This is a genomic window from Micromonospora sp. NPDC051925, from assembly GCF_044548625.1.
Lineage (GTDB): Bacteria > Actinomycetota > Actinomycetes > Mycobacteriales > Micromonosporaceae > Micromonospora.
The window spans coordinates 18,185-31,210 of the sequence record NZ_JBIUCH010000024.1 but is presented as its reverse complement, the minus strand read 5'-3'; the positions used below and the strand labels follow the sequence as shown (position 1 = coordinate 31,210).

Here is a 13,026-nt window from a genome sequence, read left to right as displayed (position 1 = left end):
AGCGGCGGCCGTCGCGTCGTCAGGCGTTCCCACAAGCGTTCCGGCGCTGAGCACCGCCCCCACGAAAAACGCGACGAGCCTGCTGCGGCGCGTGAGCAACCGCGATCCCCCGTGTCTCACCATTGCCAACCCACCCTGCGCGACGACCGACAAAAAGACACGCAGGGTGTCGGGTCGACCACCATGCGGCGGGATCAATGTTTCACGTCGCACGGCCCAAGAGGTAACGGAGACATAACGAAAGATCGCCGTCGGCCATCCAGACCTGTCGAAGAAAGGTCGAAAGGGACAGCGCGGCGAGGGAAGGCGTTCCCCAGAGACAGTCGGGCTGGTTCACTATGCCCGCCACCGGACATGCAGCAGCGTGTCCCCTGACACACACGGGGAGTAATGTCTTGACGCCCGGAAACATCCCCGCACGCAGGCCGCGACTGCTACCGTCCACAGTGGTGGCATGCGTGCTCATTGCGGCGTTCGCGGCCTGGTGCAGCCCGGCGACCGGCTCGCCATCCAGGGCGGCAAGCCCTGAGCAGGGTGTTCCCACATCTATCGGTGTCGCTCAGGCGGTCGTTGAGGCGCAACGCACCGGATCACCGGTCGAGGCAACCGCCGCCGGGACCTCGACGACCGTAGTGACGGCCCGTCCCGACGGGCAAATCCAACTCACCGAGCATGTGAAGCCGACCCGCACCCGGATCGACGGGCAGTGGAAGTCGTTGAACCCGGACCTCGTCCGACATGACGATGGCAGTATCACCGCATCGGTCACCACGAACGAGGTCCGCCTCTCACCTGGGGGAAACCAGACCTTGGCCGAGATGGTCTCCGGCGACCGCGCCCTCACGCTCGGCGCGCCTGCAACCCTGCCACCGCCGACGCTGTCCGGCGCTACGGCCACCTATCGACAGGTGCTCCCCGACGTAGACCTGACCGTCACGGTCAACGCGGAGGGGTCCTTCTCACACGTCTTCGTGGTCCGCACCCCGGAGGCGGCCGCCAACTCACGGCTCGCCGACCTGACGCTCAGCACCGAGAGCACCGGATTCACTCTCAGCGCCGACGCGGCCGGCAACATCGCCGGTCGAGACCGGTCCGGCAGTGCGGTCATCACCGCAGCCGCGCCGGTGATGTGGGACTCCACCGTGGTGGATGCAGCCGGTCCGTCCGCCGACCGCCGCACCACGACCTCGTCCCCGGCAGCTCCAGGCCGCAACGCCCGCACCGCTCCCATCCGGGTGAAGGTCAAGCCAGGGAAGCTCGTTCTCACTCCAGACCGTGCGCTGCTGGCCAATCCGAAGACGGTCTACCCGGTGTACATCGACCCCACGTTCACCTGGACGCCGACCGGATCGAGCAAGGGGGGCTGGGCCACCATCTCAGCCCAGCACCAGTCGACCAACTACTGGAAGGACACGCCCGACCCGTACAAGCGGATGCAGGTAGGCAACTCCGGAGTGCAGCGTTCCAACACGCTCATCAACTTCTCGGTCCCCTACAGCACTCTGACCGGCGCCACCATCAACTCCGCACTCTTCAAGATCACAAACACCCTGTCGTGGAGTTGTACCGCAAAGCGCGTGGACGTCCACGCTCCCTCCACGGTCCTCAGTTCCGGCAACGCGAAGTGGGACTTCTGGGAGTCCCAAAACGCCGGCCCGCTGGCCGCCAACAAGAGCTTCGCCTACGGATACAGCGGATGCGCCGCCAGCGGCGTCTCGTTCGACATCACCGGACAGATCGCGAGTGACGTCACAGCGAAGAGGAGCACGCGCACCCTGTGGCTGAAGGCGTACAACGAGGCGAGCGACACCCAGAGTTGGAAGGAGTTCCTGGACACCAGCCCTACGTTGGAGATTCTCTACAACCACAAACCGAACACGCCCACGGGGCTCAGCACCTCACCGACCACCTCATGCAGCGCAGCCACCGCCACCGTCGTCGGAGACTCTGCGGTCTCTCTCTATGCGCCCGTGTCCGATCGCAACGGCGGGGTCCTCGGCGTCACCTTCAAGGTGACCCGAACCAGCGACGCTGCCAACGTCGCCAGTTCCAATCCGAGCACGCTCACCTACCCGTCGGGTAGCACCGCTGTGCTGGTGATTCCGCAGAGCACGTTGCGCACCTACTCGGGCTACACCGGACCGGGGACAGGGACCGCGACCAGTTTCTCCTGGCGGGTGCAGGCCACCGATTTCGGCGTCGCCGGGGACTGGTCAGTGACCTGCAAGTTCGTCTTCGACCCCACCCGCGCCGGCAAGCCCGAGGTGCAACTGACCTCCGCCGCGCCGACCGTCGTCGGCCAAGCCGCCACCTTCGGCATCACCCCACCAAGCGGCGGTACCGCACCGACCAGCTACAGCTACCAACTCAACAGCGCACCGCCCGTGGTGATCCCCGCGTCGACCGGAACCACTTCGATCACACTCAAGCCCACCCGGTTCACCAACACGCTCGTCGTGACCAGCATCTCGGCCGGAGGCAACATCGGCGACACGGCGGTAAGAATCTTCAACTCCGATCCCGCCGCAACCGCCAATGACGCCGACATGACCGGAGACGGCAAGGCCGATCTGATCAACGTGGGCTCGGCCAACAACCTGCCAGCAGGCCTCTGGCTCGCAGAGAACAACGGCTCCACCAGCGTCAACCCCAACATCACCAACATCGGCACCCAAGGAATCGGTGTCGCCACCAACAGCACGTCTTCCGACTTCGATGGCAGCCAGGTGCTCACCGGCCACTTCTTCGACACCGGGCTACAGGACGTGCTGGTCTATCGTCCCACGAGCGGTGACGCCGTCCTCCTGCACGCCAACGGCGACGGCTCGGTCATCGAGTCACGGGGCGGCGATCAGCAGATAACCATTCCCCGCGAGGCATTCGCCGATGAGGCCGACACCTCCCCGATTCAGGTTGCCAACGCCGGAGACGGCCGGCAGACCGGATCACTCGTTCCCGACCTCATCGGCACCAGCGGCAACACCACCGGTGGCTACTACCTCACCTACTACCCCACGGGAGCACCGGGTGGCTACCAGCAGCCCACCCGCACCACGGCCCTGACCCCCACCGGGGGTACCGACTGGAACAACTGGACGATCACCACCGCCCAGACCGCGACCGGCACCGCCATGTTCCTGTGGAACCGCTCCACCGGCGCCCTGCACCTCTGGAGCGATCTCACCTTCGATCTCGACACCGCCCAGCTGACGCATGTCAGCCGCACGTTGACCACCGCCGATTGGAACAAGGGCACCGCCCTGGTCCTGCGAGCCGCCGACATCAACGGCGACGGCAACCCAGACCTGTGGACGACGGGAGCAAGCGCCGCAGCCACCGCCTGGCTGGTACGTACGAGCCCCAACCCCACGCCGATCGAAGCGCAGCTGCCCCAGACATTGATCACTTCCCAACACACCTGGCTGTTCGACGAAGGCACCGACGGCGCGATCCCCGGTGCCACCGACTCCTCGGGTGGGAAATCTCTGACCGCCACCGCCACGGGTGCCGTGTCCCGCAGCGGAGACATGTTCAGTCCCAGCCTGATGCTCAACATGGACTCGGCGACAGCCACACCGAACACCGCTCTGCAGGGCGAAATGTTCCGCAACGAACCACTGATCGACACCACCAAGTCGTTCAGTCTCTCCGTCTGGGTAAAACCCACCACCGCCGGCGGCGTCATCGTCTCCGAGGACGGAGCGGACGCCTCACGCTTCATCCTCTGGAACAACACGAGCGACAACACCTGGCGCTTCGGTCTGGGCAACGCCGACAGCGGCTGGTCCTACACCCAGGTGGTAACCCCGGCCGGGACCGCACTCGGCGTCTGGACACACCTGGTCGCCACCTACAACGCGGAAACCCGAGCCATCTCGCTCTACGTCAACGGCGTGCTCAAGGGCAGCACCGCCTTCACGGCGACCCCAAGCTGGCCGAGTACCGGCAAGTTCGTGGTCGGCCGATACAAGTACCAAGCCGCCCCCACAGCCTACTACGCCGGCAAGATCAGCAATCTCCAGGTATGGAAACGTGCGCTCACCCCGACTCAGGCCGGTGCGAGCAATACCACCACGGCCGGCTCGCTCACACCGTTCGGATCGACGACCTGGACACCGCCGGGAACCGGCACGACCGAGACGGAGACCTATGCCGTCGACACCACCGCCAACCTCTGGAAGTACCGCAAGCAGGGCACGCAGCTGACCGATCCCCGCCTCATGTCCACCGGCTGGGACCAGTTCACCCCGTTCGGGATCGCCGACTTCAACCACGACGGATACCAGGACCTCATAGTTCGCGACGACACCACCTGCAACCTCCAGGTGTTCCTCGGAACCCCGGACGACATCAGCCCCCAGCCCACGTTCCTCGGCAACGGCTGGTGCAGCTACCGCCCCTTCGGAGTCATCGACTGGAACAGAGACGGCTACCAGGACATCATCGCCGCAGGATCCTCTGGCGAAATGTGGAACTACCCCGGTGACCTGAAGGGCGGTCAGGCAACCCGGGTGCAACTCGGGACAGGCTGGTCCACCAACTACAGCACCTTCGGCATCGCCAACGTCGTCGGAGACAGCACACCCGACGTGTACGCCAGGCTGACCAGCACCGGCATCCTCAACCTGTACGATTTCCCACCCAACAACGTCAGCCAGGTCGGCACCGGCTGGGGCGGCTTCACCTCATTCGGCCTCACCGACTTCAACGGTGACGGCAAGCCCGACGTCATCGCCCGGGACAACTCCACCGGCACGGTGTACCTCTACCCGGGTGCCGCGAACGGACTGCTGAGCGCGAGAACCCAGATCGCCACCGGCTGGTGAGCTCATAGGTGTGGGCCGGGCGGATGAAACATCCCGGCCCACACCGCTCCAGGTCGGCTTCACCCACAGGCGAATCTGTGGGTTGACGTCGCCGCAACCATCGTCCGACGCAACGATCAGGCCCGCCCTTACGACTTGACGGTGACCTGGTGATTCTCACAGGCCGCAATGAGCCCGGGAACAGCACGAGCCAAGGTCAGCTGATCGAAGTGCACTACCTCCCCACTACCACGAGGATTCTGTACCCGCTGCACCATGCCCACCGCGAACACCCCCGCAGACTTCAGATCCTCATGAGCGGAACGCTGAAACAGCTCCCCCACCCGCTGCACCTCATCGGCAGGCGCAACCTGCCCCTGCTCGGCCCTCACCACGAACCCCGCCGAACGACACGCGGTCACCCCCGGATCCTCGTCCTTTCGGTCAGCGAACTGCCAGTACGCCACCGCGCCACCACCTCCCAGAGCGAGCAGCACAAGAGACACCACCAACAGGCTGACCCAGCGGCGTCGCCGCCTCAGCACATCGGCGCCAGACTCAGCCCCGGAGTGGTCGTCTGTCACCCGAACGTCCTTTCTCGACACCAACAACAACGAGGATGGAAAATTACCACCTCAGCTGGGCCCCACTTCCTCGACGTCGCCGCCAAGGAGTTGCAGGCCGACGGCTACCGGCTGGCCGGCGTCGCCGAACACGGAGTGCCGCTCATCGGCTGGCTCACCGGTGGTGTCGGCAACGCCGACGACCACACGGCGCTGGGTCACGTCCGCGACAGCGAGTCACTCGAGGTGCTGCTGATGGTACGGACAGCGCACACCCCCATGGATCGACGGTGGTGGACGCCGGTGCCGACCGGAAGCGTCCCCACTATTGAGTGTCGCGAAATTGATGCTGAGCTGCACAGACGCGATCAAGTAGTGATCGCCTATTGTCACTGGTTGCCAGCCTTGGGCGGGCTCGGCCAGTGGAAGCTGCCGACCCAGGCTGACCTGCAAGATCAGGTTGGAAAATGCTCAGTCAGGGTCAACATCGCACGCACGACAGAACATCCTGTCCCACCGAACCACCAAGATTAAATGCTACGACCGGCTGAACCTGCCGCCCGGTGCCACCGCACGGCGCGGTTGCCGCGCGCCCCTCAGGGGCGCGAGTATGTCCGTATCCGGTCTGCGATTGCTGATCGGTCACTTCCGGCTTTGATCTGGGTCTCGTCGAGAGCAGCGAGTAAGGTCGATCGGTCAGCGCTGCTCAGCCTGTTCCAACCCGCTTCGGCCAGTAGCAGACCTTGGAACTGCTCGTTGCCAGAGCGGGAAGCCGTGATAGCCGCTCGGATCGTCTCCGCGTCGGCCAGCGACGGGTCGCCTCTCATCAGCCCGAGGGCGAGGACTCGGACGACCGGTGCTCCTTCCGCGAAGAGCCTCCTGACCTCGGACGGGTCGAACTTCCGGTATGTCGCCAACGACGCCGCGCGTTCGACCAGCAGATCCTGTAGTACGACCCTGACCGCTCGGTTCTCCTCACCCCGGAACTCTTCACGCACAATCGCATAGGAATCGGCGAGACTCATCAACCTGCTGTCGCCCAGGATCTGCGCTGCCTGCGGGGCGATCTGCGCGAGGTCCGCCGCGAGCCCCAGGCTCACACCGTCGAGGCCGATCGCCACCTCACTCAATCGGTCAACGACGAGCGGGCTGACGAACAACAGCGCACCGGCCGCAATGATCGCGACGACCCCGCTCCCGTCGCGGCCCTGTACGATCTCCCACGATCCGACACCGAGCAGCACCAGTCCCACAAAGCCAGCGCCCCAACGCCAGAGCCCTCTCACGGCCGGAATCCAACCACAGATCCACATGAGACGTCATCCGGCATCACTGCCACTCGGCGGGTTCGAGTGCCACGACCCGGATGCCCCGCACCTGCGCTCACCTGGTCTGGCCGGACTCAGAAAGTGTCACCGCGTTCGTGGTAGAGCCTGCGTTTGCCCAGATAGCTACTGTACAGGCCGGGCGGGTAGACATGCTCCGGTCCGAACTCCTCGACGTTCTCCCCGGTGGCCTCGCGGAAGCCGGTACCGTCCCGACGGATGTACACCGATGCGGTCCTGAGACGGGTTTCCGACCGTTCCAGGTATTCCTCGCTTATCTGCCACCCTTTCTCGCCATCGTCCACCAGCCTGTTGCGCCAGTTCCGGCAGAAGCGGCGACGCGGTTCGTAGGTAGTGCGTGACCAGGGCCCCGGCAAAGTCAGGTGATGCCGAGTAGTTTCAGGGGTCGGGTGCTGTCGCGGGCGTGATGCCGGTTGGCGGCGGCGATGTTGGTGATCCCGGTCAGGCGTAGGGCGCCGATGGCGGCGTTGCGTAGTGCGGCCATGACTTCGGGTCCGGTGCCGGTGCGGATCTGGGATCGGTCTTCGTCGTAGGTGACGTCGCGGACCCAGTGGACCTTGTTCTCGATCGACCAGTGCCCGCGGATCCAGCTGGCCAGTTGTGCCGGTTTGGCCTGGTGGACGTGGAGGTCGGTGATGGCGTAGACGGTTTCGGTGGTGAAGCGTTTCGGCTGGTCGAGGCGGCGTCTGCGGCGGCGGATCTGGATGGCTTGGGCGGCGTGTGGGAAGTCGATGCCGGTGGAGATCGTGAGAATCTTGCAGCTGCGGATCTCGCGGCGGCCGTGTCCGCGGTCGGTGTCGCGGGTGGCGTCGGGGACTGCCCGCCAGGGCAGGCCGGTGAGCTGGGCGTGCAGGTGGGGCTGGTTGCCTTTGACGGTGAGGATCCAGTGCGCGCCGCGCTCGGCGAGGTAGGTGACATGCTCGCGTTGGCAGTGCAGGGCGTCGGCGGTGATCACGGTGTCGCGTAGATCGCTGATCTGGTCGAGTAGCGGCGCGAAGCGGGTGATCTCGTTGGTCTTGCCGTCGACGTCGATGCCGGCCAGGACCACGCCGGTGGTCTGGTCGCAGGCGGTCATCACGTGCCGGGCCGGGGTGTCGGTGGTGCGGGAGCCACGCAGGGCCTTACCGTCGACGGCGATCGCCCGCGGCTTCGTGGAGGCAGCGGTGGTGGCCCGGCCGGTGAGCCAGCCCCCGATCGCGGCGGTCAGCAACTGCGGGTCCATGGCCTGCAACAGCCGACGGATCATCGCCTCTGACGGACGCCGGTCGGGAGTCATGCCCAGGGCGAGAGCTGTCGAGGCCGGAACATCGGCGACCCATTCGGCGATCGCCGCGTACGAGCGGTAGCCGGCGACCACGGCACACACCGCTGCGGTGACCACGACTGGCAGCTCGTGCCGGACACCTCGTCGGGCACGCGGATCGGGCAGACCGGCGAGTGCTTCGGGCAGCCCACCAGCGGTTTCCGGCAGGGTCAGAGCCGGTGCGCAGGACAGGGACGAGATCAGCGATGATGGCAGCGCGGGCATGACTCACTTCGGACGATCACCGTGGCGTAGGAACCTTGATGATCTTCTGAACAGGTCATGCCCGTCTTGCTGCCACCACCAGCGGCGCTTCTACACCAAGACCCCCAAGTCAGACATCGTCACGACTTTGCCGGGGCCCTGCCGCACACCCTCCCCTCTCCCTTTGCGCTGGGTAGTGATAATGGCGCTGAGCGCGGCGATCGGCATCATGATCGGCACGACCGAGAGTCTGCCCACCGGCATGGTTGCCAGCCTGATCGCAGCCGGAGGGCTGCACAAGATCATGGATTGATGGGGTTACCAGGTGAGCGCGCCGCGCGCTCACCTGGTGGCCCAACCACCGTCAGAAGACAAACTGCTCCAGGTTCGGGTCGAGGTTGATCCCCGTGGCGGGGTCGTACTCGCCGATCCACTCGACCAGCGCACCTCGCCGTACCTCGGTGCCGAGAATCGGTCGCAGTAACGCCATCACGCCGGTTTGGCGTAGGGCGCTGGGGTGGAGGTTCGTCGTGTACGGCTGCAAGCGGCGCAGCTTTGCCAACTCCCGGATCGGTGCATGGCGTAGGTCCACGATGAGCTGTTCCAGTTCTTCGCGCAGTTCGGGCGTCTCGGCACCCTGGGGTGTCACCACGTTGACGGCGTCGTCGTCGATCATCCTGAACGCCAGCTTCCGATCCCGCTGTTTGGTGCCCGCGTCCATCGGACCGTCGGCTACGGACTCGAACTCCCAGCGTTGTCGGGCATGCTGGATGCGTTGCCCGACGTGCTGGCGGTCCGCAAGATTAAGCATGTCGTACACGTTGCGGTAGTAGCGTCCGAGTGCCTCGACATCGTCCGGGTCTGCCTTGTCCGGGCCGAACTGACGCCCAGTACAGCCGACCAGCGTCTTGTACGTGGGCGGCTGCCCGCCGTCCTGCGGCGCGAAGACGACCACCCGCCCGCCGCGGGCCATCCGTCCCTCGCGGTTGGCTCGCCCGGCCGCCTGTAGCAGCGAGTCAGCCGGCGCCATCGCCCGGAACACCACCGGGAAGTCCACGTCCACACCGGCTTCGATCAGCTGCGTGGCCACCAGCAAGACGTGCTCACCCCGGTCGAGTCGAGCACGTACCTCATTCAGCACCCGCCGTCGATGCTCCGGACACATCCGGGTCGACAGGTGCCAAGCCGTCCCATTCGGCTCAGCGTCATGCCACCATTCGAACACCGCTTTCGCATCCGCCGTCGTGTTGACCACCACCAACGCCGACCGTTCCCCCATGGCCTGGTCGGCGATGTCAGCCAACGTGGGCCGGGGATCGAGCTGCCACTCGTACCTTACCCTTCGCAGCTCACTGACCAGCCTCGGAGCGTCGTGGATCAGATCCGTGCACGGCACGTCCTTGAACTCATCCAACGCCCAGAAGCTCGGCTGTGTCGCCGAGGACAACAGCACGGTCGCACCGAAGTGCCGCACGAGAAGGCGAATACCGTCGAGGATCGGCGCGAGCATCGGATGCGGCAACGCCTGTACCTCGTCCAACACGATCACCGAGTTGGCCAGACGATGCACCCGACGCATCGCCGACGGCTTACGCGCGTACAACGACTCGAAAAGCCGGACGAAGGTCGTGACAACAAACGGCGCGTCCCAGTTCTCCGCCGCCAGCCGCGCCCACCGCCCGGCATCCGGATCATCGAAATCGGCCTGGCTGTGATGTTCCAGAACGACCGGCTCACCACCCTCCTCGTCCAACAGCCGACGATAGACTGCCGCATTCTGCTCAGTGATGGTGAGAAAAGGAACCGCCACAATCACCCGGCGCAGCCCGTGCTTCTCCGCATGCCGTAGCGCGAACCCGCCGCTCGCCAGGGTCTTACCAGCCCCCGTCGGGGCACCCAAGCGGAACACCCCCGGCTCCCGCTCAGCCGCCGCCAGACAATCCGCGTAGACCCGCTCCCTCAAGGCTGCGATCGGAGAGCCGCCACGTCCGGCGATCTCCGCGCGGCGTCGTTGCTCGAACATCTTGTAGAGGTGACCGAAGTCGGCATCCGCCCGGACCCAAGGGCCAGTCAGCCCCTGAAAGTGGGCGGCGGTGTCCAGACTGTCCGCATCTACCAGAGCGCTGTAGCACAAGCGCAACGCCATCTCTCCCACCAACGGGTCTCCCCGCCAGCCCGCCGGCACCCGGGAACCAAGATCTTCCGGCAGATCAGGCAACAACCCAGGCAACTCCTGCTCAGCGGACGCCACATCCCCGGACCCGTCAGCAAGCCTCCGCCGCAACGCTGCCCGAAGCGTAGGCGTATCGACGAGCCCACCATGATGGCCGAAGATCGCACCAGCAAAGGGCCCAAGCCCACGCTCCTGCGCGATCCTGGTCCCCAGCGACTTGTGATCAATACCAACTGCCCCACCAGTGGACGCAACCGCAGCAAGCTTGTCCTGCCAGGCACAGGACGCCTTGCCCACGTCATGCAGCGCACCAAGCCAGTACGCCACCTCACCACCACCAAACGGAGCGGCGAAGCGTCGCGCCAGCCCTGCCGTGCCATAAAGATGCTCCGCAAGGGAATGCCATCGACCAGAACCGGCAGCAGGGCTATGCGCCCAGAGAAGACCCCCACCAGACACGATAGAACTCCCATGAACATCGTAGCGATTCCCACCAGTCAAGCGGGAACTGAACACCGGAGCGACGACAATATACGCAGCCGCCGACTCCTTCGTGCCCAAGCACACACCAAAGCAGAAGCCGGTCGACATCGACATGGACGCAAACCCGATAGCAGCACGAACCTCGCCCAATCCCCCATGGACCCGACGCAGACCTATTTGGCGGCAGGAACTCCAGGGGCCGCCAGCGGCTGCGATCCTCACCCGGGGCGATGGCCGGGCGCAGCCGGCAACGACGCTCGCGGGCAAGGGTGCCACCCAGGTATTGCGATCCTCGCCCGGCGTGGTGGCCGGGCGCAGCCTCGCCCTTCGCCACCTTGTCGTTGTGGGTGCGCGGGTTGCGATCCTCGCCCGGCGCGATGGCCGGGCGCAGCCTCGACATCGCCGCGCTGCTGCGCGGCCGGCGGGTGGAGTTTTCACCAGCCGTCTCGGTCGGTCTGCGCTGCTGCCTGGGCGCGGACGTGACCATGGTAACCGCAGCATCGTGGGACCCAGCCTCGTAGGACCAGGTCCCACCCGACGGCTAGCTCAGAGGATGTGGCTCGTTGGTAAGCGCCGACAGGGCGGCGGCGATCTCTTGCAACGTCGCTCGCACATAGGTGGCTGTGGTACCGGCATCACCACCGCCTTCCGAGTGACCGGCGTAGGCGCGTGCGATGGCGTAGCCGAAGTTCCGTTCCACCCAGGTCAAGGTGGTGTGACGCAGCCAGTGAGTGCTGATTTGCTGCACGTACACCCACGGCAGGTGCTCGCCGATGCGTACCCACAGATGGTCGTACCGCCGATACGTGAGGGGCTGACCGTTGCGGTATCGCAGCAGCGGCCCCGTCTCCGTCGCACCACGCTCCTCAGCATGCCGCTGCAGATACCTCATCAGCGTGGGAGAAACCGGCTGCCAACGCATCGAGTCTCCCTTCTCCCGAAGCAGGATCAAACACTGCTCCGGATCCAGGTCAGCCGGGCGAAGCGCCAGCGCCCCGCCGCGCCGGCACGCCGTCTCGGTATGCAACCGCAAGAGCAGGGTGTCGAGCGCCGGATCGTCGCCTGTGCTGCCCGCGACCTCGTTGATCTCGGCCAGCCGGGCGTCCGCCACCGCCCGCCGTGTGCTCGGCAACCGTCGCGGCTTCGCCACCTTCAACGCGGGATTGTCCGACGCCGCGATAAAGCCGTCAGCGACCGCCCTCTTGTAGAGACACCGCAAAGCGGCAATCAGATGCTCCGCCGCGCTGCGACCGCCACGGGCATTCCGCCGAGCCACCACATGCGTCTTGACGTACTCCGCCAACTGCTCGATCTCCGAGGGTGTGGGCTCGTCCAGCCTCCGCGTCCCCCAGTGCTCCACCACCCGCTTCCAATAGGAGCCGTAGGCGCGCCGCGTACCCGCCGTGACCGCAGCCGCCACCACCGGAACATACTCGGCGAACGTCGGCGACACAGGACGAGCCACCGCAGCATCCAACAGATCAGCAGGCGAGATGCCCATCCGAGCGAGCAGCAGCCGCGCCGCATCCAACTCAGCACGGTTCGCCGCAGCGTCACTCATGTCCGCCCCCGAAAACCGCATCGTGCGCCTGGGTGATCAGTTCGTCGAGCTTCGCCGGCGGGTGAACTACCAGCCGTCCGCTGGCGGGTTCAGCCACGATGAATACGCGGTCACCGGCGGCGAGGCTGCACCATTGGCGAACCACCGCCGGCAGCCGGACATGCCCTTCCTTGGCCACCTTGAAGACGCCTTGTGGATCTGCGGATACCACAATCAACCCGTGGCGCTCTCTGATGCTCAATCGCAGTCCGGGCACCCACTGGAGCACCTTCATCGCCGACCGATCGGCGATCCGGCCGTGCGCATTCAGCGTGACCAGCCCGTAGACAGCCACGCGACTGCGAGTGGCGGCGAGGGTTGGAAGCGGTAGCGGAGGTCGCCTCATCGCCGCGGCAGGAGAACCAGGAGCACCACGTGCGCTGATCTGCTGACCAGGCAGGGCCACAGCGGGAATGACAGCCGAGCTGGCGTGTGTTGTCGCAGCTCTCGCTCCGGTGGGCCTGCCAAGAGGGGCAGCGCCGGCGGCTGTGTCGTGGGGGCTTCGGCGGTGGTCAAGCATACTTGACCACCGCTACGTCATACGGTGCA

8 protein-coding genes are annotated in these 13,026 nt (G+C 65.7%); 2 read left to right on the top strand and 6 right to left on the bottom strand.

Features of this window, described 5'->3' with window-relative positions:
- The first annotated feature begins 449 nt into the window (after positions 1 to 449).
- The gene (locus ACIG87_RS27440; RefSeq protein ID WP_396854369.1) at positions 450 to 4,826 is read left to right on the top strand and encodes a LamG-like jellyroll fold domain-containing protein; all 4,377 of its coding nucleotides are present in this window, start codon (positions 450 to 452) and stop codon (positions 4,824 to 4,826) included.
- A gap of 149 nt (positions 4,827 to 4,975) precedes the next feature.
- A complete protein-coding gene (locus ACIG87_RS27435) occupies positions 4,976 to 5,902 on the top strand; it encodes a hypothetical protein (protein WP_396854367.1) in 927 nt (308 codons plus the stop codon).
- Positions 5,903 to 5,964: 62 nt separating this feature from the next.
- Here ACIG87_RS27435 and ACIG87_RS27430 read toward each other — a convergent pair whose 3' ends face one another.
- From ACIG87_RS27430 to ACIG87_RS27405, 6 genes are all read right to left on the bottom strand, one after another.
- Complete coding sequence (locus tag ACIG87_RS27430) at positions 5,965 to 6,621, bottom strand: hypothetical protein (RefSeq protein ID WP_396854365.1); 657 nt, start codon at positions 6,619 to 6,621, stop codon at positions 5,965 to 5,967.
- Positions 6,622 to 6,770: 149 nt separating this feature from the next.
- The gene (locus ACIG87_RS27425; protein ID WP_396854363.1) at positions 6,771 to 6,920 is read right to left on the bottom strand and encodes a hypothetical protein; all 150 of its coding nucleotides are present in this window, start codon (positions 6,918 to 6,920) and stop codon (positions 6,771 to 6,773) included.
- Positions 6,921 to 7,072: 152 nt separating this feature from the next.
- A complete protein-coding gene (locus ACIG87_RS27420; protein WP_396854362.1) occupies positions 7,073 to 8,242 on the bottom strand; it encodes an ISAs1 family transposase in 1,170 nt (389 codons plus the stop codon).
- Between the two features lie 343 nt (positions 8,243 to 8,585).
- The gene (gene cas3, locus ACIG87_RS27415) at positions 8,586 to 10,853 is read right to left on the bottom strand and encodes a CRISPR-associated helicase Cas3' (RefSeq protein WP_396854408.1); all 2,268 of its coding nucleotides are present in this window, start codon (positions 10,851 to 10,853) and stop codon (positions 8,586 to 8,588) included.
- Between the two features lie 565 nt (positions 10,854 to 11,418).
- Complete coding sequence (locus ACIG87_RS27410) at positions 11,419 to 12,438, bottom strand: tyrosine-type recombinase/integrase (protein ID WP_396854360.1); 1,020 nt, start codon at positions 12,436 to 12,438, stop codon at positions 11,419 to 11,421.
- Positions 12,431 to 12,772 carry an AbrB/MazE/SpoVT family DNA-binding domain-containing protein gene (locus ACIG87_RS27405; protein WP_396854358.1) on the bottom strand — a complete coding sequence of 114 codons (342 nt, stop codon included), beginning with the start codon at positions 12,770 to 12,772 and terminating at the stop codon, positions 12,431 to 12,433. The genes ACIG87_RS27410 and ACIG87_RS27405 overlap by 8 nt, the downstream gene beginning before the upstream one ends.
- Between the last annotated feature and the right edge of the window lie 254 nt (positions 12,773 to 13,026).

What these genes read in the sequence shown, in the direction of transcription:
- ACIG87_RS27420 (WP_396854362.1), bottom strand. Translation starts at nt 8,242, where the DNA reads ATGCCCGCGCTGCCATCATCGCTGATCTCGTCCCTGTCCTGCGCACCG.
- ACIG87_RS27410 (WP_396854360.1), bottom strand. Translation starts at nt 12,438, where the DNA reads ATGAGTGACGCTGCGGCGAACCGTGCTGAGTTGGATGCGGCGCGGCTG.